At 69.1% G+C, this 21417-nt stretch carries 15 protein-coding genes and 2 rRNA genes; 10 read left to right on the forward strand and 7 right to left on the reverse strand.

The window, feature by feature from the left end; genetic code table 11:
* Nucleotides 1-107 (forward strand): 23S ribosomal RNA (locus tag BLU79_RS39475); the annotation flags it as partial.
* 94 nt (nt 108-201) lie between these two features.
* Nucleotides 202-318: ribosomal RNA gene (gene rrf / locus BLU79_RS39480) — 5S ribosomal RNA — on the forward strand.
* A gap of 121 nt (nt 319-439) precedes the next feature.
* Here the strand turns inward: rrf and BLU79_RS39485 are convergent.
* From BLU79_RS39485 to BLU79_RS39505, 5 genes are read right to left on the reverse strand one after another with little or no spacing between them, the layout of a single operon-like run.
* Nucleotides 440-1750: a DUF58 domain-containing protein gene (locus BLU79_RS39485; RefSeq protein WP_093910858.1), complete on the reverse strand. Its 1311-nt coding sequence runs from the start codon at nt 1748-1750 to the stop codon at nt 440-442.
* Entirely contained in the window at nt 1750-2739 is a 990-nt protein-coding gene (locus BLU79_RS39490) for an AAA family ATPase (protein ID WP_093910859.1), read from the reverse strand. The genes BLU79_RS39485 and BLU79_RS39490 overlap by 1 nt, the downstream gene beginning before the upstream one ends.
* Nucleotides 2739-3941 (reverse strand): DUF4350 domain-containing protein, encoded by a 1203-nt coding sequence (locus BLU79_RS39495; RefSeq protein WP_093910860.1) that lies wholly within the window; start codon nt 3939-3941, stop codon nt 2739-2741. The genes BLU79_RS39490 and BLU79_RS39495 overlap by 1 nt, the downstream gene beginning before the upstream one ends.
* The gene (locus tag BLU79_RS39500) at nt 3938-4714 is read right to left on the reverse strand and encodes a DUF4129 domain-containing protein (RefSeq protein ID WP_093910861.1); all 777 of its coding nucleotides are present in this window, start codon (nt 4712-4714) and stop codon (nt 3938-3940) included. Before BLU79_RS39500 ends, BLU79_RS39495 begins: the two co-directional genes overlap by 4 nt.
* 4 nt (nt 4715-4718) lie before the next feature.
* On the reverse strand, nt 4719-6056 hold the full coding sequence (locus tag BLU79_RS39505) for a DUF7847 domain-containing protein (RefSeq protein ID WP_093910862.1): 1338 nt from the start codon (nt 6054-6056) through the stop codon (nt 4719-4721).
* Nucleotides 6057-6196: 140 nt separating this feature from the next.
* Between BLU79_RS39505 and mtnA the strand changes: the two genes are divergently transcribed.
* The 7 genes from mtnA (at nt 6197) to BLU79_RS39545 (ending at nt 16107) form a co-directional block, all read left to right on the forward strand.
* On the forward strand, nt 6197-7363 hold the full coding sequence (gene mtnA, locus BLU79_RS39510) for an S-methyl-5-thioribose-1-phosphate isomerase (RefSeq protein ID WP_093910967.1): 1167 nt from the start codon (nt 6197-6199) through the stop codon (nt 7361-7363).
* Nucleotides 7364-8260: 897 nt separating this feature from the next.
* On the forward strand, nt 8261-8950 hold the full coding sequence (gene mtrA / locus BLU79_RS39515; protein ID WP_187822996.1) for a two-component system response regulator MtrA: 690 nt from the start codon (nt 8261-8263) through the stop codon (nt 8948-8950).
* 1 nt (nt 8951) lies between these two features.
* Entirely contained in the window at nt 8952-11027 is a 2076-nt protein-coding gene (mtrB, locus tag BLU79_RS39520) for an MtrAB system histidine kinase MtrB (protein ID WP_093910863.1), read from the forward strand.
* A complete protein-coding gene (locus BLU79_RS39525) occupies nt 11002-12858 on the forward strand; it encodes an LpqB family beta-propeller domain-containing protein (RefSeq protein ID WP_371132025.1) in 1857 nt (618 codons plus the stop codon). The genes mtrB and BLU79_RS39525 overlap by 26 nt, the downstream gene beginning before the upstream one ends.
* A gap of 249 nt (nt 12859-13107) precedes the next feature.
* A complete protein-coding gene (locus BLU79_RS39530; protein WP_093910865.1) occupies nt 13108-14151 on the forward strand; it encodes a ComF family protein in 1044 nt (347 codons plus the stop codon).
* A 315-nt stretch (nt 14152-14466) separates the two neighbouring features.
* Nucleotides 14467-15159 (forward strand): ribosome hibernation-promoting factor, HPF/YfiA family, encoded by a 693-nt coding sequence (hpf, locus tag BLU79_RS39540; protein ID WP_371132030.1) that lies wholly within the window; start codon nt 14467-14469, stop codon nt 15157-15159.
* Nucleotides 15160-15360: 201 nt separating this feature from the next.
* On the forward strand, nt 15361-16107 hold the full coding sequence (locus tag BLU79_RS39545; protein WP_093910868.1) for a response regulator: 747 nt from the start codon (nt 15361-15363) through the stop codon (nt 16105-16107).
* Between the two features lie 70 nt (nt 16108-16177).
* Here BLU79_RS39545 and BLU79_RS39550 read toward each other — a convergent pair whose 3' ends face one another.
* Nucleotides 16178-17374 (reverse strand): winged helix-turn-helix domain-containing protein, encoded by a 1197-nt coding sequence (locus BLU79_RS39550; protein ID WP_093910869.1) that lies wholly within the window; start codon nt 17372-17374, stop codon nt 16178-16180.
* A 306-nt stretch (nt 17375-17680) separates the two neighbouring features.
* On the reverse strand, nt 17681-18277 hold the full coding sequence (locus BLU79_RS39555) for a GNAT family N-acetyltransferase (RefSeq protein ID WP_093910870.1): 597 nt from the start codon (nt 18275-18277) through the stop codon (nt 17681-17683).
* Between the two features lie 286 nt (nt 18278-18563).
* On the opposite strand from BLU79_RS39555, the gene secA reads away from it, so the two are divergent.
* Nucleotides 18564-21413 (forward strand): preprotein translocase subunit SecA, encoded by a 2850-nt coding sequence (gene secA / locus BLU79_RS39560; protein ID WP_093910871.1) that lies wholly within the window; start codon nt 18564-18566, stop codon nt 21411-21413.
* Nucleotides 21414-21417: the final 4 nt, after the last annotated feature.

A 21417-nucleotide genomic window follows, 5' to 3' on the forward strand; every position in this document is an offset into this window, starting at 1 on the left:
ACTTGATGGGGTAAGGCTCCCAGTAGACGACTGGGTTGATAGGCCGGATCTGGAAGCACAGTAATGTGTGGAGGTGACCGGTACTAATAGGCCGAGGGCTTGTCCTCAGTTGCTCGCGTCCACTGTGTTGGTTCTGAAACCACGAACGGCCCCGCTGTAGTCACAGCAGCGGTGTGGCTTTGTTTGACAGTTTCATAGTGTTTCGGTGGTTATAGCGTGAGGGAAACGCCCGGTTACATTCCGAACCCGGAAGCTAAGCCTTACAGCGCCGATGGTACTGCAGGGGGGACCCTGTGGGAGAGTAGGACGCCGCCGAACAAATATTGAGAAAACCCCCGGCCGGGGATACCGGTTCGGGGGTTTTCTGCATTTCTGGCTCGTGCAGAGTTTGGGCTTTCAGGGGAGAGCCCGCCAATGCCAATCAGACTCCCCCCTTGAGTTACAGACGTCCAGCCGTCTTGAGGGCCAGATAGGCGTCTGCCAGTGCCGGTGCGAGTTCCTCCGGCGTCGCGTCGACGACCGTAACGCCGTGACGACGGAGTTGTTCCGCCGTGCGGTGGCGTTCGCTCTGGGCCTGGGCGGCTGCTGCTGCCTCGTACACAGAGTCTGTGTTTCCGCGTGCGGTTGCCATGCGTGCGATGTGAGGGTCCGCTACTGATGCCAGCAGAACTGTGTGGCGCTTGGTGAGCTGGGACAGGACGGGGAGCAGGCCCTCCTCGATCGGGGCGGTGTCGAGGGCGGTCAGCAGCACGATGAGGGAGTGGCGGGGCGCCGTACGGAGAGCTGTGGCCGTAAGGCCTCGGGCGTCCGTTTCGATCAGCTCCGGTTCGAGCGTGGCCATCGCGTTGACCAGGGAGGGGAGAACGTCGTTCGCTGTGCGGCCCTGGACGAGCGCGCGTACTCGTCGGTCGTAGGCGAGGAGGTCCACACGGTCGCCGGCGCGGGAGGCGAGAGCGGCCAGGAGTAGTGCCGCGTCCATGGAGGCATCGAGGCGTGGAGCGTCGCCGACGCGTCCTGCCGAGGTGCGGCCGGTGTCCAGGACGAGGAGGATGTGGCGGTCGCGTTCCGGGCGCCAGGTGCGTACGGCGACCGTGGATTGTCGGGCTGTAGCGCGCCAGTCGATGGAGCGGGTGTCGTCGCCGGGAACGTACTCGCGCAAGCTGTCGAATTCTGTGCCCTCGCCGCGAGTGAGGACGCTGGTGCGGCCGTCGAGTTCGCGCAAGCGGGCCAGTTTTGAGGGCAGGTGCTTGCGGCTTGTGAAGGGCGGCAGGACGCGTACCGTCCAGGGGACTTTGTGGCTGCCCTGGCGGGAGAAGAGGCCGAGGGGGCCGTAGGAGCGGATTGTCACTCGGTCGGCCTGGCGGTCGCCGCGGCGGGTGGGGCGTAGGCGGGTTGTGATGCGGCGGCGTTCGCCGGCGGGGACCGTTGTGCGGTGGCGTGAGGCTGCCACCTCCGTGCCCGGCTGCCATGTGCTGGGCGGCCAGGCGTCGCGGAGGTGGGCGCGGAGTGGGCGGCCGGACGGGTTGGTGATCGTGAGGGTGACGTCGGCCGTCTCGCCCAGGCGTACGGAGGTGTCGCCGGAGCGGGTCAGGCTCAGCCGGCGTACGGGGGCTGCCAGGGCGAAGTCGCAGACGCAGGCCGCGGCCAACGGGGCGTTGACCGCGAGGATGCCCGTCCAACTGGGGTCCCAGATGCCTACGGGGAGTGAGCCTAGGGCCGCGAGGAGCGCGGCGCGTCCGGTGAGCGCCATCAGCGGGGGACGGGGACGTGGGCGAGGATCGCGTTGATGACGGAGTCGGCCGTGACGCCTTCCATCTCGGCTTCCGGGCGGAGCTGCACACGGTGGCGGAGGGCGGGGAGGGCCAGCGCCTTGACGTCGTCGGGGATGACGTAGTCGCGGCCTGTCAGCCAGGCCCATGCACGGGCGGTGGCCAGGAGGGCTGTCGCGCCACGTGGGGAGACGCCCAGGGTCAGGGACGGCGACTCGCGGGTGGCTCGGCAGAGGTCGACCACGTAGGCCGTGATCTCCGGGGAGACCGTCGTCTTGGCCACCGCAGCGCGTGCCGCCTCCAGGTCCGCGGGGCCCGCTACGGGGCGTACGCCGGCGGCGCGCAGGTCGCGGGGGTTGAAGCCCTCGGCGTGTCGGGTGAGGACGTCGATCTCGTCCTGCCGGGAGGGGAGCGGGATGGTGAGCTTGAGGAGGAATCGGTCCAGCTGGGCCTCGGGCAGGGGGTATGTGCCCTCGTACTCCACCGGGTTCTGGGTCGCGGCGACCAGGAACGGTTCGGGGAGCTCGCGGGGCGTGCCGTCGACCGTGACCTGGCGCTCCTCCATGGCCTCCAGCAGGGACGACTGGGTCTTCGGCGGGGTGCGGTTGATCTCGTCGGCGAGGAGGAGGTTGGTGAAGACCGGGCCGGGCTGGAAGGAGAACGCGGCGGTGCGCGTGTCGTAGACGAGGGAGCCCGTCACGTCGCTCGGCATGAGGTCGGGGGTGAACTGGACGCGCTTGGTGTCGAGTTCGAGTGCGGATGCGAGGGCGCGGACGAGCAACGTTTTGGCGACCCCAGGGACTCCTTCTAGGAGAACGTGTCCGCGGCAGAGGAGGGCGACGACGAGGCCGGTTACTGCGGGGTCCTGGCCGACCACGGCTTTGGCGATCTCGGCGCGCAGGGCTTCCAGGGAGGCCCGGGCGGTGCCCGGGTCCCCGGTGGTCCCGGCGTTGTCAGTGGTCGGGTCCATCATGGACGGCGTACCTCTCTTTCGAGGGCGTCGAGTTGGTCTGCTAGGGCGATGAGGGCCGTGTCGTCGCTGGGCGGCGGGCCGAAGAGGAGTGTGTGCAGGCTCTGTCCGTCTCCGTGGTTGTGGAGATGGGCGGACAGAGCGGGGAGCAGAGCCTCGGGCGCGTGCGCCTGGGAGACGGTGACACCTACCAGGGGGGCGATGCGCGTGCGAGTGGTGGAGCGAAGAGCGGCGGCGGCGCGGTCGCGGGCGTTGGCCTTGCGGTAGAGGCGGGCGCGGCCTTCGACGGTTTCGGAGGCGCGGATCGCCACGGGGAGATTTTCGGGCACCAGGGGGCCGAGTCGGCGTGCCCTCCAGAGGGCGGCCAGGGCTGCGGCGATGAAGAGCTGCAGTGTGCCCCAGAGCCAGCCCGAGGGGAGCAGGTCGAAGAAGCTGCGTTCGTCGTCCGCGTCGGCGGCCGATGTGTCGGAGAGCGAGGGGAGGTACCAGACCAGATGGGGGCGGGAGCCGAGGAGTTGGAGGGCGAGGGAGGCGTTGCCCTGTTCGTCGAGGTGTTCGTTGGAGAGGATGTCGGGCGCGCCGAGGACGATGGAGTCGCCGTTGTCGGTGGCTTCCGGGACGCGCAGCAGGGTGGCCAGGCGCTCGCTGGGGTAGCACTCGTCGGCGTCGAGGTGGGTGGTGGTGTAGCGGACTCCGCCCAGATCGGCGGTGCCCGCGCGCTGGGCGGCGGGCAGCGCGCAGTCGGGGGAGAGCTCCGAGTCGAGGCTGGTGGCGGGGTCCGCGGTGACCCCGGGGACGAGCCGTTCGACGGACCAGCTGCCCGGGGCGACCAGGACGGTGCGGCCGCCGGAATCTGCTGTCGCCGAGCGCAGCCAGGACTGTTGACGGTGTGTCAGCAGATCGGGGGCGGCGACCAGGAGGGTGGTGTCCGCGGCAGCCGCGGCGCGTGCCTCGTCCAAGGTGGTGACCACGCGTGTGTCCACGCCGCGGTCGGCGAGGAGTTCGGCGACGGCCCGGCTGCCCTTGGGGTCGACGGAGCGTGGGTCGAGGGTGCCGTGCCGGGCGTCGGAGCGGATCGTGGCGATCACGACGGCTGCTGCCAGCAGGAGTACGACGGCGAGGGCGATGCCTCGCGCGCGGGTCCATACCTGGCGTGCGGTGGGCGAGGCCGAGGTGGACGGAAGCGTGGCCTCGGTGGTCATTCGGCGGCTCCCTGGCGGGCGTTGTGGGCCGTGCTGGGGGCACTGCTCGCGAGCTGGGGCTTGGTGCTCTCCAGGTCGCGGTCGAGTTCGGCGATGCGCTGGTACGAGTTCTGGGTCGCGGTTCGTCCGCCGTATGTGACGTCGTCGAAGTCCCGGGCTGCGGCGCGTAGTCGGCCTGTGTGGGCGGGCAGCGAGCGGCCTGCCTCGGCGGCGGCCTCGTCCGCGGTGCGGCCGGGGCGGACGTCGAGAAGGGCGCGCTCCTCGAGGGAGCGGACGATGGCGCGCATGCGTTCTTGGACGGCCTGGTTCCAGTTGCCCTGGGCGGCGTGTGCTTCGGCGGCGGCCCGATGGTCGGCGGCGCTGCGGGGGCGGTCGTCGAACAGGGGGGCGGAGGAGGTGGGTTCGCGGCGCGGGGTGCCGAGGCGCCACCACAGGGCGCCGAGGACCGCGAGGACGACCAGGATGACGACGACCATGCCGAGCGGGCCTCCGGGCGTCACGGTCGCGGCGCTGCTGAAAAGGTCCTCGACCCAGTCCCAGAAGGTGTCCAGGGCCCGCTGGAACCAGCTGGGTTCGTTCTCGTGGTACATGCCCTTGGACAACTCGCGGCGGGCCGCCTCCCGCGCAGGATCGCGCGGGATTGTCAGTGGCTGCTCGTCGTCGGAGCGCGCCAGCAGTGCCAGCACGGCTGTGTCGCCGGCGCGCAGCACCGCGCGTATGGCCGCGTCCGGCAGTGCTGACGCCGTTGTGAGAACTCCCCCCGCCAGGCTCACTGGTTCAGCTCCCCGGGGTTCCGGTGCCGTAGTCCTGGACGCCGGCTGCTCGGGCCAGTTCGAGGTCGAGGGCTTCGCGGCGGATGCGCTGGTCGATGTAGAGCAGGACGGTGACGCCGGCCGTGATCGGGAAGGTGACCATGGAGCCGATCACCGAGCCGACACCGCTGACGATGAGGAACGTCCAGCCGAGGTCGGTGGTGCCGTCGAGGAAGCTGGTGGCTCCGTCGCCGCTGAGTGCGCCGGCGAGGAAGGTGAACGGGATGACGACGATCGCCGCGACGATGTTGGCGATGATCGTGGCGAGCAACTGGATGCCGAAGACACGCCACCAAGAGCCGCGGACCAGCTTTGCGGAGCGGCTCAGCGCCTTCATGATGCCCTGCTTCTCCAGCATCAGCGCGGGCGAGGCGAGGGAGAAGCGGAACCACAGCCACAGCGCGACGATGCCGGCGCCGAGGATGCCCAGGAAAGCGAGCGCCGTGCCTCCGTCGCCGGAGCCCGAGGCGGCGACGAGGATGCCGGGGAGGGCACCCACGAACACCAGGCCGAAGGTCATGAGCAGCAGCAGGAAGAGAAGGCCGAAGAGCCGCAGCACCTGAGGACGTGCGTCGCGCCAGGCCTCGCCGGTGGTCACGGACTTGCCGAGTACCGCGCGGCTGGTGACCGTCGTCAGCAGGGCGGTCGCGATGATCGCGCCGATCACCGAGATCAGGAAGATCACGCTGGAGCTGAGCATGGCGTCGCGTGTGGCGCGAGCCAGCTCGCTGAGGGTGGCGCTCGGGTCGTTGAGCGCCTCGGTGCTGGTGAGGTCGTTCAGGACGAAGCCCTGGAGGAGGATCACCAGGATCTCCGTCACGATCGCGACGGTCAGCGAGATGCCCAGGACCGTGCGCCAGTAGGTGCGCATGGTGGAGACCGCGCCGTCGAGGATCTCACCGACGCCCAGTGGACGCAGCGGGATCACGCCGGGCTTGGCAGCGGGCGGAGGGCCGCCCCAGCCGCTTCCCCAGGCGCCGTACCCGCCTGGTCCGCCGTAGCCCGGGTGGCCTCCGCCGTAGCCGCCGTATCCACCTGGGCCGGCCGGTGGGGGAGCGCCCCAGCCGGGGCCGGGCGGTGGGGGCGGTGGGGTCTGGCCGGGAGCCTGGGGCCCCGTCGGGGCGGACCACTGGCCGGGTGGCGGCTGCTCCTTGGACCACTTCGGGCCGGCGTCCTGTGGGTCCGGTCCCGGCTGCTGTGCGGGGTCGGGACGGTCTGCGGGCTCCGTGGGGCCGGACGCGCCGGGTTCCTGTCCCTCGGACGGGGCGGATCCGGGCGAGGCCCAGCCCGGAGTGTCGTTCATCGTCGCTCCTTCACGGTGCCCGTCCGCGGTCGCGGCGGCAGGTTGGCAGCCATCGTGCCATGGGGTGGTTGGCGAGGTACCGGCCGCGGTATGGGCTGCACACCTTCAATTGTCCGCCGGACAAGGGGCAGACTGGCCGCATGGCTGATCAGTACGCGCAATCAGGCGGGGACAGCAGGCCGACCGGGATTCCGGCGATCCGGTGGGACGAACCGCCAGAGGGTCCCGTTCTGGTGCTTCTCGACCAGACGAGGCTGCCCGCCGAGGAGGTCGAGCTGGTCTGTACGGACGCGTCCGCGCTGGTGGAGGCGATCCGTTCGCTCGCCGTGCGCGGGGCACCGCTGCTGGGCATCGCCGGGGCGTACGGTGTCGCGCTCGCCGCCGCACGCGGCTTCGACGTGGACGCCGCCGCGGAGTCGCTGGCGGGTGCCCGGCCCACGGCTGTGAATCTCGGCGTCGGCGTGCGCAGGGCGCGGTCCGCGTACCGGGCCGAGCTCGCGCGCGGTGGGGATGTCGAGGAGGCCGCCGCTGCGGCTCTGAGCGCGGCGCGGGCGTTGCACAAGGAGGACGCCGAAGCCAGCGCGCGCATGGCCGAGCGGGGGCTGGCGCTGCTGGACGAGCTGTTGCCCGGCGGCGGGCATCGCATCCTCACGCACTGCAACACCGGGGCGCTGGTGTCGGGCGGGGAGGGTACGGCGTTCGCGGTGGCGCTCGCGGCGCACCGGGCCGGGCGGCTCAGGCGGTTGTGGGTGGACGAGACGCGGCCGTTGCTGCAAGGGGCTCGTCTCACGGCGTACGAGGCGGCGCGCAGCGACATGGCGTACACCTTGCTCACGGACAACGCGGCGGGTTCGCTGTTCGCTGCCGGGGAGGTGGACGCGGTGCTGATCGGGGCGGATCGCATCGCGGCCGATGGCTCGGTGGCGAACAAGGTGGGCAGTTATCCGCTCGCGGTGCTCGCGCGGTACCACCATGTGCCGTTCATCGTGGTGGCGCCGCTGACGACGGTGGATCCCGAGACGCCGGACGGGGCGTCCATCGAGGTCGAGCAGCGCGCCGGGTTCGAGGTGACCGAGGTCTTGGCGCCTCAGACGCCGGTGACGGGAGCGGGTGGCGGGATTCCGGTGGCGCCGCTGGGGACGCAGGCGTACAACCCGGCGTTCGATGTGACGCCGCCCGAGTTGGTGACGGCGATCGTCACGGAGGAGGGAGCTGTGTCGCCCGTGACGGCTGAGGCGCTGGCGGAGCTGTGTGCCAGGGGGCGGCCGGCGACGCAGAGGCCGCAAGCGAGTTATGGCCCTGCGTAGAGACCTCGACGGGCAAGCCACCGTCAGAACGAGCCTCAGGCGGGGGATCGGCCGGCACCGGGGTGGAGGGGGCGCCGTTCGCGGCTGCAGGTTCGTAGTGGGGTACGCGGGGAGCTTCCATCCCGTACGCCATCGCCCCAGGCAGAGCCGAGCAGACGCGGCCCATGGCGTGCAGGTCGTTCGTACAGTAATGATCACGCCGCAGAATCGCTGGCCGGTGGTTGGTTCCGCTTCTTCCCGGCGAGGAAGGAGGCCGCCCCGACTCCAGCAGTGATCAGCCCTGCGACTGCGGTGATAGCGCTGGGGACGTCGAGTCCTGACCCTCCTGCTGTCGTTCCGCTGTCACTCCCAGATAGGAATGTATGTGTTTCTGTGACCGTGACGGTCACAGCCGCGGGGGCTGATGGTGGTGGCGGCGGTGTGTCTGAACCGTCGCCGCTGGGGGTGCTGGAAGGGGAAGCGGCGGGAGGTGAGCCCTTCGTCGCGTCGCTGGTCGGCGAGGGAGCCGGCGGCTCTGGTTCCTCACTGGTGGACGGTGTGGGAGACGGCCGCGTTGAATCGTTCGGCGATCTCAAACCGCCAATGAGGACCACAGCGAGCAATGCCACACCCACGACCATCAGGGCAGCGCCGGCCCACACCAGACGTGATCGTCTCGGCCGCCCCGCCTTGCGTCGCGATCGGTCACGTCTTCAGGCTGCGACACCATCACAGAGCGTGCGATGCGGCTACGGCCATCCGGGTTGGGGTGGACCCGCCAGGTATCAGCGCACCGGCTGACATCAGTACCGACATCTACGTCGGCGGACGAGGGCAGACAGTGACGGCTCAGTACGACTAAGGTCACTGGCCGGTGACCTATCTCACCACAGCCTTCGCCACTGTTATGAGAATGGGATGATGGCATTCATGAAGGGACGAGTCCTTGTCGTCGACGACGACACCGCACTGGCCGAGATGCTCGGCATTGTGCTGCGTGGTGAAGGTTTTGAGCCGTCTTTCGTAGCCGACGGTGACAAGGCGCTGGCCGCATTTCGGGAGACCAAGCCAGATCTGGTGCTGCTCGATCTGATGCTGCCCGGGCGGGACGGTATCGAGGTCTGCCGTCTGATCAGGGCGGAGTCCGGGGTGCCGATCGTCATGCTCACGGCCAAGAGCGACACCGTGGATGTGGTGGTCGGTCTGGAGTCCGGTGCTGACGACTACATCGTGAAGCCGTTCAAGCCGAAGGAGCTTGTCGCCCGGATCCGGGCGCGGCTGCGGAGGTCGGAGGAGCCGGCGCCGGAGCAGTTGGCCATCGGCGACCTCGTGATCGACGTGGCCGGGCACTCCGTGAAGCGGGACGGGCAGTCGATCGCGCTGACGCCGCTGGAGTTCGACCTGCTGGTCGCGCTGGCCCGCAAGCCGTGGCAGGTGTTCACGCGTGAGGTGCTCCTCGAGCAGGTGTGGGGCTACCGGCACGCGGCCGACACCCGGCTGGTCAACGTTCATGTGCAGCGACTGCGTTCCAAGGTCGAGAAGGACCCGGAGCGTCCGGAGATCGTGGTGACCGTTCGTGGCGTCGGCTACAAGGCAGGGCCGAGCTGACATGTCCGGGGACAGTGCCGCTACGGCCCCCGGTCGGACCGGGGCCCGTCCGGAGCGGCCTGTCGGCCGGAAGGGATCGGGCTCCCGCTGGGGACGGTTCCTCGAAGGTGGGCTGCTGCAAGGCGGAGTGCAGGGCAGCCCGGTCCTTCGGCTCTTGCTGCGCTGGGTGCGTCGTCCGCTGCTGCCGGTCATGCGGCTGTGGCGGCGCAACATCCAGCTCAAGGTCGTCGTCACGACCCTGCTGATGTCGCTGGGTGTTGTTCTGCTGCTCGGCTTCGTGGTCATCGGGCAGGTGCGCAACGGTCTGCTCGACGCCAAGGTGAAGGCCTCGCAGAGCCAGGCCACTGGCGGGTTCGCGGCGGCCAAGCAGACGGCCGATGAAGCGGAGGCCGGGACCGCCGACGACGGTGCGACGGTGGACGAGCGTTCCGACCAGAACGTCATCCAGTGGATGAGCGACCTTGTCTCCTCTCTCTCCAGCGGCGGGCAGGGTGCCTTCGAGGTGGTGACGCTGCCGGCCTCCGCGGGAAGTGACACCGGTGGGCGCGGGCGGCGTGCCTCCGGTGGTGTGGACCCGACCGCGAGTGTGCCGGAGGACCTGCGGGATCGGATCGACAGCGCCACGGGTGCGTTCCAGAGTTACACCCGCATCGTCTACCAGCCCACCGCTCACAAGGACTCACAGCCGGCCCTGGTCATCGGCAAGCAGGTCAGCGACCCCAACGGCGACCCGTACCAGCTCTACTACCTCTTCCCGCTCAGCCAGGAGGAGAAGTCGCTCAGCCTGGTCAAGGGGACGCTCGCCACCGCCGGGCTCTTCGTCGTCGTACTGCTCGGAGCCATTGCCTGGCTCGTGGTGCGCCAGGTCGTCACGCCCGTGCGGATGGCGGCCGGTATCGCCGAACGGCTGTCGGCCGGGCGGCTCCAGGAACGGATGAAGGTCACCGGCGAGGACGACATCGCGCGGCTCGGTGAGGCCTTCAACAAGATGGCACAGAACCTGCAGCTGAAGATCCAGCAGCTGGAGGACCTGTCGCGGATGCAGCGGCGGTTCGTGTCCGACGTCTCGCACGAGCTGCGGACGCCGCTGACGACCGTACGTATGGCTGCCGACGTCATCCATGAGGCGCGCGAGGACTTCGATCCGGTGACCGCGCGGTCGGCGGAGCTGCTCACCGACCAGCTGGACCGGTTCGAGTCGCTGCTCGCCGACCTGCTGGAGATCAGCCGCTTCGACGCGGGCGCGGCGGCCCTGGAGGCCGAGCCGATCGACCTCAGGGAGGTCGTGCGGCGCGTCGTCAGCGGGGCCGAGCCGCTCGCCGAGCGCAAGGGCACACAGATACGGATCCTCGGCGACCAGCAGCCCATCGTCGCCGAGGCCGATGCCCGGCGCGTCGAGCGGGTGCTGCGCAACCTGGTCGTCAACGCCGTCGAACACGGCGAGGGCAGGGACGTCGTCGTCAAGCTCGCGGCTGCAGGCGGGGCGGTGGCGGTCGCGGTGCGTGACTACGGCGTCGGGCTCAAGCCCGGCGAGGCGACCCGTGTCTTCAGCCGCTTCTGGCGAGCCGACCCGGCACGCGCGCGTACCACCGGTGGAACGGGTCTGGGGCTCTCCATCGCGCTGGAGGACGCGCGGCTGCACGGTGGCTGGCTGCAGGCGTGGGGCGAGCCGGGCGGTGGTTCGCAGTTCCGGCTGACGCTGCCGCGGACCGCGGACGAGCCGCTGCGGGGCTCGCCGATACCCCTGGAGCCCAAGGACTCGCGCCGCAATCGAGGACTCAATGATGCCGGTCTGCCGTCCGGCGGCGGCGAGAAGGCGGCGACGGTGCCGGCACAGCCCACAGGTGACCAGGTGACCTCGATGCCGTCGAGGGACCCGATCGCGTCACGGTTGGGCACCGCGGTCCCCAAGGCCGATCCGACGGCGCTGCCCGGCAACGGCGCGCGTGTGGTCCCCCGGCCCGCCTCGAGTGCGCGCCGGCAGGACGACCCGCCCGGTGCGGAAGAGCCGCCGAGCGAGGAAGCCGGGCAAATCGAGGAGTCGAGCAAGCATGGGGAGGCATCTCGTGGGCGCTGACCGCGAGGGGGGCGCCCGGCGCGCGCCGGGGCGCGTGGTGGCGTACACCGCCTGTGGCGCCGTACTGCTGGCGGGGTGCGCCTCGATGCCCGACAGCGGCGATCTGCGGGGCGTCGAGTCCACGCCGCGTCAGGACACGCAGGTGCGGGTCTTCGCCATGCCGCCGCACGAGGACGCTTCGTCCTCGGAGATCGTGTCGGGTTTCCTGGAGGCGCTGACCAGCGACGATCCGGACTTTGAGATAGCGCGCAAGTACCTGACCAAAGAGGCGTCGGACAAGTGGCGGCCCTTGCTGTCCACTACGGTGCTCGCCGACGGACCGGGCGTCGAGTCCGACCGTATGGGGGGCCGGGAGGAGACCGACAGCCTGTCGTACACGCTGACCGGTACCAAGGTCGCGAGGGTTGACGCGCAGCAGTCGTACTCGCCCGCCGGCGGGGACTACAGCGAGACGATGCATCTCACCCAGGACAAGAAGACCAAGCAGTGGCGCATCGATGTGCCGCCGCGCGGTGTCGTCATGGGCAAGTCGGACTTCCAGCGCAACTACATGCCCGTCGACAAGTACTACTTCGCCACGAACACCACGCTCGGGACCTCCCCGCACACGGCGGCCGTCGCCGATCCCGTCTATGTGCGCAGGAACGTGGATCCCATGACGGAGATGGTGCGCTCGCTGCTCAAGGGGCCCACCAGCTGGCTCAATCCGGTGGTCAGGTCGAGTTTCCCGACCGGTACGGCGCTGAAGGAGGACGGCGACTCGCTGGCGCCCAACGACCAGAACATCCTGACTGTGCCGTTGAACGACAAGGCGGCCCGGGTCGGGCTGACCAAGTGCAAGGAGATGGCGGCGCAGCTCCTGTTCACGTTGCAGAACGTCACCCCGACGGTCGACGAGGTCGAACTTCGGGCGGGCGGTCGGCAGCTGTGCACGCTCACGGAGGGCGGGGCGGAGGATGTGGCCGCGCGCGGGTCGGTGGAGCGTGCCGAGTACCTGTACTTCCTCGACGCCAAGCACCAGCTCGTACGGCTGGCCGCCGCCACCAACGACACGCATCCCGATCCTGTGCCGGGTGCCCTCGGGGAGGGCGAGAAGCAGCTTGAGTCGGTAGCCGTGTCGCGTGACGAGGCCATGGCGGCCGGGGTCGCACAGGACGGCAAGGAGCTGTACGTCGGGGCGCTGGTGTCAGGCGGCCCGCTCGGGGAGCCCGAGCTGACCAGCGAGGGCAGGACGCCGGACGAGCGGTTGTCGGCGCCGAGCTGGGACGCCCAGGGCGACCTGTGGGTGGCGGACCGCGATCCCGACCACCCCCGGCTGCTTCTGCTGGAGGAGGGTGTGGGTGATCCGCTGGTGGTGAAGACACCGCCGGGGCTGGAGGGACGCATCGAGTCCGTGCGGGTGGCCGCCGACGGCGTGCGGATCGCGCTCGTCGTGAAGCAGGGCGACAAGTCGTCGCTGCTCATCGGGCGGATCGAACGCGGCGAGGACGACAAGGGCGGGGAGCGAGCGGCCGTTTCGGTGCACGAACTGCGCTCCGCGACGCCGGAGTTGGAGGAGGTCACTGCCATGTCGTGGGCCGGGGACAGTCGGCTCGTGGTGGTCGGGCGTGAGAAGGGCGGCGTCCAGACGATGCGGTATGTGCAGGTCGACGGCTCGACGCCGGAGGGTCCGGTGCCAGCGGCCCTCAGTGGTGTGAAGGAGATCACCGCGTCCGAGGACGCGCGGCTTCCGCTGGTCGGCTACTCGGAGGACGGGATCGTACGGCTGCCGTCCGGGATGCAGTGGCAGAAGGTGGTGACGGACGGAACCGCGCCGGTTTATCCGGGGTGACGTTTCGTCCGGGCCGAGCCGTTGAGGTTTGTGGACGGTGAGCTTGGCGGCCGCTTCTGGCCGGAGGAGGACTCCGGTTGGAAGCGGCCGCTTTTACGTTGCCGGCTGGGAGTCCGGTTCTTATGCGGTGGCGCGGGAATTCGGTGCTGACGCTGAACGGAAGTGCGCGTCCGCGGGGCGCTGGAGTTTTCCACAGGGAGTTATCCACAGGGGTGGTCGGCCGGGCCGGGCGTTGGCACAGTGGTGGGCATGCGGGGGTGGTGGCAGGACCTCACCGACCTGGTGCTGCCGGCCGAGTGCGGAGGCTGTGGCAGGTCTCGCACCGTGCTCTGCCCGGAGTGCCGTGCCGTCCTGAGCGGAGTCGTATCGAGCCGGGTGCGACCGGTGCTGGAGCCGCCCGGGCTGCCGGTCGTGCACGCGGCGGCGCGGTACGCGGATGAGGTGCGGGCGGTGCTGCTGGCTCACAAGGAGCGTGGCGCGCTGGCGCTCGCGGCGCCGCTCGGAACGGCTCTGGCGGGGGCTGTGCGGGCGGGGCTTCGGGAGGCCGGTGCGGGTGGCGGTGGGGCGTCGGTGCGAGGCGCGTGGCCCTGGCGAGCCGGGCGGGATGCGCGGTCTGTGGAGACCGGGTCAGCCCAGAGCGCTCAGGCACCGGCCGAGGGGGCGGGGCGGCTCGGTAGCTCCGGTACGCCTGTGCTGCTCGTACCTGTGCCGTCCGCGCGTGGGGCGGTGCGGGCGCGGGGGCATGATCCGGCGCGGCGGATCGCGCTCGCGGCTGCGGGTGAGCTGAGGCGGGCCGGGACGTCGGCGCGGGTGCTCGCCGTGCTGCGCCAGCGGCGTGTGGTGGCCGATCAGTCGGGGCTCAACTCCCGGCAGCGGCTGGACAATCTCGCGGGCGCGCTGGCAGTGGCTCCTGGGGGAGGCCGGCTGCTCGCCGGTGGTCCGGTCGTGCTCGTCGACGACCTGATGACGACGGGCGCGTCCCTGGCGGAGGCGGCGCGTGCCGTGCGGGCGGCCTTGGCGGAGGGAGAGGGCGTATACGGCAGAACGCTGGAGGAGGTGGACGCGTATGGATGGGTGACCGCGGAGTCCGCCGGGTGTGGCGACAGCACAACGGCTGTGTACGCGGCGGGAAGTCGGGAAAGCACAGGGGAACGGAGATCGGGATCGACGGAGGGCGTGGTGCGGCGGACGCGCGAGATGGCGGGAATCATGGGTGCCGGACCGGTCGGTGACCTGATCTGCGCGGCCGTGGTCGCTGCGACACCGGATTCTTTCGAAATAAACCGGAACTGACTGCGAACTTGCATCGTTGCAGGTAACGAGAGGGTCAATTCACCTGAACGGAGGTACGCCGCAGTAGAGGGTGACGACATCCGTCCAGGCGAGATATGTTCGGTTGTGAGGGAAAGGCGCAGGCCATCCCCGTCATATCCGAATGCCGTGCCGCGGGTTTTACGCAATGACTCGCGGCCATGGGGTGGAGATCTTGCCCATGGGGGAGGAGGAGGTGGAAGTCACCGAGTCCGAGGTTCCGGGGTTCACCGGAGCCTGGTGCAAAAGGGAGATGCTCCGCCGATGGAGCGGAGCGATCCGGGAACGGAGTTCTGCGTGGACATCGTCGTCAAGGGCCGCAAGACCGAGGTGCCCGAGAGGTTCCGCAAGCACGTGGCCGAGAAGCTGAAGCTGGAGAAGATCCAGAGGCTCGATGCCAAGGTGATCAGCCTCGACGTCGAGGTGTCCAAGGAGCCCAACCCCCGACAGGCCGACCGCAGTGATCGAGTGGAGATCACGCTCCGCTCCCGCGGTCCGGTGATCCGGGCGGAGGCAGCGGCCAGCGATCCGTACGCGGCACTCGACCTGGCGGCGGAGAAGCTGGATGCCCGGCTGCGCAAGCAGCACGACAAGCGTTTCTCGCGCCGAGGCGCACGCCGACTCACGGCGGCCGAGGTCCCCGACCACGTTCCGGGCGCGGCGACGCTCAATGGGAACGGCCACAGCTTCCAGACGGAAGAACCGGACGGCATTCCCACCAAGAAGATCGGCTCGCTGGAAGTGAAGGGCGAAGGCCCTCTCGTCGTACGCGAGAAGACGCACGTCGCCTCCCCGATGACCCTCGACCAGGCCCTCTACGAGATGGAGCTGGTCGGGCACGACTTCTACCTGTTCGTCGACTCCGAGACGAAGGAACCGAGTGTCGTCTACCGGCGGCACGCCTACGACTACGGCGTCATCCACCTCAGCACCGACCCGATGGTCACCCAGGCGCAGGCTCCCGCGGCAGGTGGCACGCTGGGCGGCTGACCCATCCGGCTGACAGCTGAGCCGGTGCCCCTGGAGCGCGTGTGCGCCCCCAGGGGCACCGGTGTGCGACCACTTCGCGCCCCGCTCGTCACCGTAGTGTCGGCCGGGCATGAAATCATGGCCGCACCGGCCCAACCGGTGGGTCGTTGCCTTGGGTTGGCGATGGCACAGGACCAGCCACAGCCTTCAGGGGGAGGAACGATGGCGGACAGCTTCGGACCGATGCGGGACGAGGATGCCGACGGAGACGTCGTCGGCATGGGCCCGAGCGTGGGCTCTTCACGCAAGGAGCCGATCAGAGTCCTCGTCGTGGACGACCATGCCCTCTTCCGCCGTGGTCTGGAGATCGTCCTCGCGGCCGAGGAGGACATCCAGGTCGTGGGGGAGGCGGGTGATGGCGCGGAGGCCGTCGACAAGGCCGCTGACCTGCTGCCGGACATCGTGCTGATGGATGTGCGCATGCCCAAGCGGGGTGGGATCGAGGCCTGCACCTCCATCAAGGAGGTGGCTCCCAGCGCGAAGATCATCATGTTGACGATCAGCGACGAGGAGGCCGACCTCTACGACGCGATCAAGGCCGGTGCGACCGGCTATCTCCTCAAGGAGATCTCCACGGACGAGGTGGCCACGGCCATCCGTGCGGTGGCCGACGGGCAGTCGCAGATCAGCCCGTCCATGGCGTCGAAGCTGCTCACCGAGTTCAAGTCGATGATCCAGCGGACGGACGAGCGTCGGCTCGTGCCCGCGCCGCGGCTGACCGACCGCGAGCTGGAGGTCCTCAAGCTCGTCGCCACCGGGATGAACAATCGCGATATCGCCAAGGAGTTGTTCATCTCCGAGAACACCGTGAAGAACCATGTGCGCAACATCCTGGAGAAGCTGCAGCTGCACTCCAGGATGGAGGCCGTGGTGTACGCGATGCGGGAGAAGATCCTTGAGATTCGTTGATGGATCGGCGGTCCTGGCGGTTTTGGCGGTTTGACCGGCTTCCGGTCTCGCGGTCTGACCGTGCTGCGGGTCACGCCATGATGCGCGTGAGTTCCTTGGTGAGTGGCTCGCGCAGGTCGGGTGCGTCCACGCGCTCCACGCGTACGTCCGTGCAGTCCACCCAGCCCGCCGCCTCGGCCAGGGCCTGGGCCACCGCGGGGACCGCCTTCGGGCCGTCCAGGGTGACCTGCTTGGCCACCAGCGTGCTGCCGTCGCGGGCCGGGTCCACGCGGCCGACGAGATGGCCGCCGGCCAGGACCGGCATCGCGAAGTAGCCGTAGACCCGCTTCTGCTTGGGGACGTAGGCCTCCAGTCGGTGAGTGAAGCCGAAGATCCGCTCCGTCCGTGCTCGTTCCCAGATGAGGGAGTCGAAGGGGGACAGGAGCGTTGTGCGATGGCGGCCGCGCGGGGGTGTCTCCAGGGCCGCGGGGTCGGCCCAGGCCGGCTTGCCCCAGCCCTCCACCGTGACCGGGACCAGGCCGGAGTCGGCGATCACTGCGTCCACCTGTTCGCCCTTGAGGCGGTGGTAGTCGGCGATGTCCGCGCGGGTGCCGACGCCGAGAGACTGGCCGGCCAGGCGGACCAGGCGGCGTAGGCACTCGGTGTCGTCCAGTTCGTCGTGCAGCAGTGGGTCCGGGATGGCGCGTTCTGCGAGGTCGTAGACGCGCTTCCAGCCGCGGCGCTCCACGCAGACCACCTCGCCGTACATCAGGGCGCGTTCGACGGCGACCTTCGAGCCCGACCAGTCCCACCAGTCGCTGGTTCTCTTCGCGCCGCCCAGTTCGGTTGCGGTGAGGGGGCCCTCGGAACGGAGCTGTTTGATCACCTGGTTGTAGGTGCCGTCGGGGAGTTCGTGGTTCCAGTGGGGGCGGTTGCGGTAGGCGCGGCGGCGGAAGGCGAAGTGGGGCCACTCCTCGATGGGGAGGATGCAGGCGGCGTGGGACCAGTACTCGAAGGTGTGCGGGGTGGGGGGCGTGCCCTTGGGCGCGGGCGTCCAGTACGCGTTCTCGACCGTCTTGCGGCCCACCGCGCCCAGGCGGGCGTACGGGATGAGTTCGTGGGAGCGGGCCAGGACGGAGATGGTGTCGAGCTGGATCGCGCCGAGGTGACGGAGTATGCCGCGGACGCCGGATCTGCGGTTGGGGGTGCCGAGGAAGCCCTGGGCTTTGAGGGCGATGCGGCGGGCTTCGTCTGCCGTGAGGTGGGTGGTGGGGCGCGGGGTGGTCATGGGATCGGACGATAGGGGGTGGCACTGACAATGGGGGGTGAGCTGGGGGTTTGTGGGCGGGCGTTGTGTGTTGGGGGTGGCGTTGGGGATTTTCTCGCCCCTGCCGCCCCTACCCGTCCCATCCTCCAGGGGCTCCGGCTCCGCCCCCTCGACCCCGGGGCCCTTCTGGGAGCTGCCGCCCCCAGACCCCCGCTATCGGCCCTGAAGGGGCCTCGTCCTCAAACGCCGGACGGGCTGAAATGCCTGGGCCCTGCGCTGAGAGGGTGCCGTCGTTCGACACAGACGCCGCCTGCGGCCGCGTGTGGGTCAGGGCTGGACCGGCCTCGGCCTCTGTGGTGGGGCGGGCAGGTATGGGGCTGTTGAGGGGAGGCTCAGGTCTGAGGGGAGTAGGGAACCCAGCCAGCAGTCGCGGCGTACGCCCTGGTGGACGATGGCGGAGCGGAGGGTGCCTTCGAGGGTGAAGCCGGTGCGTTCCGCCACTGCGCGGGAGGGGGCGTTGCCGACCTCCGCGCGCCATTCCACGCGGTCGATCGACAGGTGGACGAAGGCCCAGCGGGAAGCGGCGAGGACGGCCTCGGTGATGTAGCCGTTGCCGCGGTGTTCTTTTGCCGCCCAGAAACCGATCTCGGCCCCGCTCATGGAACGCATCGTGACGCCGAGCATGCCCACCAGGTCCTCCCCTTCGGGGAGGAAGAGGCCCCAGGTGAACATCGAACCGTTGTGCCAGCCCTCCGGGACCTGTTGGTGCGTGAAGCTGTGGGCGTGCTCGTACAGGTAGGGGGAGGGGATCGTGGTCCAGCGCAGGATGTCGGGGTCCTGGACGGCCTCGTACACGGCATCGGTGTCCGATGGGCCGACCGTGCGCATGAGGAGGCGGTCCGTGGTGAGCGTGACGGGTTCCATCGGCTGATTCTGCTCGGGGGTCTGTCGCGTGCGCCATTCTTTATGCGCTGCGTGAACCATGCGGTGTGTGAGCGTGTGATCGCGTTTCGCACAATTCGTTGGTGGAACGCGGCACCATCCGCGACCCCCGGCCGTTGTCCCTTTGACGGAGATTTGAAGCAGTGGATCGTCGGCGTCCCCGGCAGGCTCCCGGCGCGGCGGGGTCCTCGCATACGATGGCCGTTGCTCAGACAAGTCAAATGGAAACCGACCGTCCCAGGCCCGACCGGCAAGGAGACCAACCCCCGTGTCCGTCCTCTCGAAGATCATGCGTGCAGGCGAAGGCAAGATCCTGCGCAAGCTGCACCGCATCGCGGACCAGGTCAACTCCATCGAAGAGGACTTCGTCGACCTCTCCGACGCCGAGCTGCGGGCCCTCACCGATGAGTACAAGCAGCGCTACGCTGACGGTGAGAGTCTGGACGACCTGCTGCCCGAGGCCTTCGCCACCGTTCGCGAGGCCGCCAAGCGCGTCCTCGGCCAGCGCCACTACGACGTGCAGATCATGGGCGGCGCGGCCCTCCACCTCGGCTACGTGGCCGAGATGAAGACCGGTGAGGGCAAGACCCTCGTCGGCACCCTGCCCGCGTATCTGAACGCGCTGGCCGACAAGGGCGTCCACCTGATCACGGTCAACGACTACCTGGCCGAGCGCGACTCCGAGATGATGGGCCGCGTCCACAAGTTCCTGGGCCTGAACGTCGGTTGCATCCTCGCCAACATGACGCCGGCCCAGCGCCGTGAGCAGTACGCGTGCGACATCACGTACGGCACGAACAACGAGTTCGGCTTCGACTACCTGCGCGACAACATGGCGTGGTCCAAGGACGAACTCGTCCAGCGCGGCCACAACTTCGCCATCGTCGACGAGGTCGACTCGATCCTCGTCGACGAGGCCCGTACGCCGCTGATCATCTCCGGCCCGGCCGACCAGGCCACCAAGTGGTACGGCGACTTCGCCAAGCTGGTCATCCGCCTGAAGAAGGGCGAGGCCGGCAACCCGCTCAAGGGCCTAGAGGAGACCGGCGACTACGACGTCGACGAGAAGAAGCGCACGGTCGCCATCCACGAGGCCGGTGTCGCCAAGGTCGAGGACTGGCTGGGCATCGACAACCTCTACGAGTCGGTGAACACGCCTCTGGTGGGCTACCTGAACAACGCCATCAAGGCGAAGGAACTGTTCAAGAAGGACAAGGACTACGTCGTCATCGACGGCGAAGTCATGATCGTCGACGAGCACACCGGCCGTATCCTCGCCGGCCGCCGCTACAACGAGGGCATGCACCAGGCGATCGAGGCGAAGGAAGGGGTGGACATCAAGGACGAGAACCAGACGCTCGCCACGATCACCCTGCAGAACTTCTTCCGCCTCTACAAGCGCCACGACCAGGACGGCAAGGAAGAGCCCGGCCTGTCCGGCATGACCGGTACGGCGATGACCGAGGCCGCCGAGTTCCACCAGATCTACAAGCTCGGCGTCGTCCCGATCCCGACCAACAAGCCGATGGTCCGCAAGGACCAGTCGGACCTGATCTACCGCACCGAGGTCGCGAAGTTCGAGGCGGTCGTCGACGACATCGTCGAGAAGCACGAGAAGGGCCAGCCGATCCTCGTCGGTACGACGTCGGTCGAGAAGTCCGAGTACCTCTCGCAGCAGCTCAGCAAGCGCGGAGTTCAGCACGAAGTGCTGAACGCCAAGCAGCATGACCGGGAGGCGATCATCGTCGCCCAGGCCGGCCGCAAGGGCGCGGTGACCGTGGCCACGAACATGGCCGGCCGTGGTACCGACATCAAGCTCGGCGGCAACCCCGAGGACCTCGCCGAGGCCGAGCTGCGCCAGCGCGGCCTCGACCCCGAGGAGCACATCGAGGAGTGGGCCCACGCCCTGCCCGCCGCTCTGGAGCGGGCCGAGCAGGCGGTCAAGGCGGAGTTCGAGGAGGTCAAGGACCTCGGCGGCCTCTACGTCCTCGGTACCGAGCGGCACGAGTCGCGTCGTATCGACAACCAGCTGCGCGGTCGTTCCGGCCGTCAGGGCGACCCGGGCGAGTCCCGCTTCTATCTGTCCCTGGGCGACGACCTGATGCGGCTCTTCAAGGCCCAGATGGTCGAGCGCGTGATGTCGATGGCGAATGTCCCCGACGACGTGCCGATCGAGAACAAGATGGTCACGCGCGCGATCGCGTCCGCGCAGTCGCAGGTCGAGCAGCAGAACTTCGAGACGCGTAAGAACGTCCTGAAGTACGACGAGGTACTCAACCGCCAGCGCGAGGTCATCTACGGCGAGCGGCGCCGCGTCCTGGAGGGCGAGGACCTGCACGAGCAGGTGCAGCACTTCATGAACGACACGATCGACGCGTACATCGACGCGGAGACCGCCGAGGGCTTCGCGGAGGACTGGGACCTCGACCGGTTGTGGGGCGCCTTCAAGCAGCTCTACCCCGTGAAGGTCACCGTCGAGGAGCTGGAGGAGGCGGCCGGCGACCGAGCCGGGCTGACCGCCGACTTCATCTCGGAGTCCATCAAGGACGACATCCACGAGCAGTACGAGGCGCGTGAGACGCAGCTCGGCTCCGAGATCATGCGTGAGCTGGAGCGCCGGGTCGTGCTGTCGGTCCTGGACCGCAAGTGGCGCGAGCACCTCTACGAGATGGACTACCTCCAGGAGGGCATCGGCCTGCGCGCGATGGCGCAGAAGGACCCGCTGGTCGAGTACCAGCGCGAGGGCTTCGACATGTTCACCGCGATGATGGAGGGCATCAAGGAGGAGTCCGTCGGCTACCTGTTCAACCTGGAGGTCCAGGTCGAGCAGCAGGTCGAGGAGGTCCCCGTCGAGGACACCAAGCCGGTGGCCGACCTCGAGAAGAAGGACGCGGTGCCCGCGCAGGCGGGTGCGCGTCCGGAGATCCGCGCCAAGGGTCTCGAAGCCCCGCGCCGCCCGGACCGGCTGCACTACACCGCGCCCAAGGTGGACGGCGAGGGCGACATCATCGAAGGCGACTTCGAGAACGGCGAAGAGCCGGTGCGTTCCGAGGCCGACGGCCTCACGCGCGCGGAGCGGCGCAAGCAGTCGCGTGGTGGACGGCGCCGTAAGAAGTAGCGTC

This window comes from Streptomyces sp. cf386, assembly GCF_900103585.1.
GTDB lineage: Bacteria > Actinomycetota > Actinomycetes > Streptomycetales > Streptomycetaceae > Streptomyces.

Excerpts from the sequence above, each read along its gene's own strand:
- BLU79_RS39485 (WP_093910858.1), bottom strand. The coding sequence starts at position 1,750 with ATGGCGCTCACCGGACGCGCCGCGCTCCTCGCGGCCCTAGGCTCACTC.
- BLU79_RS39490 (WP_093910859.1), bottom strand. The coding sequence starts at position 2,739 with ATGGACCCGACCACTGACAACGCCGGGACCACCGGGGACCCGGGCACC.
- BLU79_RS39495 (WP_093910860.1), bottom strand. The coding sequence starts at position 3,941 with ATGACCACCGAGGCCACGCTTCCGTCCACCTCGGCCTCGCCCACCGCA.
- BLU79_RS39505 (WP_093910862.1), bottom strand. The coding sequence starts at position 6,056 with ATGAACGACACTCCGGGCTGGGCCTCGCCCGGATCCGCCCCGTCCGAG.
- mtnA (WP_093910967.1), top strand. The coding sequence starts at position 6,197 with ATGGCTGATCAGTACGCGCAATCAGGCGGGGACAGCAGGCCGACCGGG.
- mtrA (WP_187822996.1), top strand. The coding sequence starts at position 8,261 with ATGATGGCATTCATGAAGGGACGAGTCCTTGTCGTCGACGACGACACC.
- mtrB (WP_093910863.1), top strand. The coding sequence starts at position 8,952 with ATGTCCGGGGACAGTGCCGCTACGGCCCCCGGTCGGACCGGGGCCCGT.
- BLU79_RS39525 (WP_371132025.1), top strand. The coding sequence starts at position 11,002 with ATGGGGAGGCATCTCGTGGGCGCTGACCGCGAGGGGGGCGCCCGGCGC.
- BLU79_RS39530 (WP_093910865.1), top strand. The coding sequence starts at position 13,108 with ATGCGGGGGTGGTGGCAGGACCTCACCGACCTGGTGCTGCCGGCCGAG.
- BLU79_RS39545 (WP_093910868.1), top strand. The coding sequence starts at position 15,361 with ATGGCGGACAGCTTCGGACCGATGCGGGACGAGGATGCCGACGGAGAC.
- BLU79_RS39550 (WP_093910869.1), bottom strand. The coding sequence starts at position 17,374 with ATGACCACCCCGCGCCCCACCACCCACCTCACGGCAGACGAAGCCCGC.
- BLU79_RS39555 (WP_093910870.1), bottom strand. The coding sequence starts at position 18,277 with ATGGAACCCGTCACGCTCACCACGGACCGCCTCCTCATGCGCACGGTC.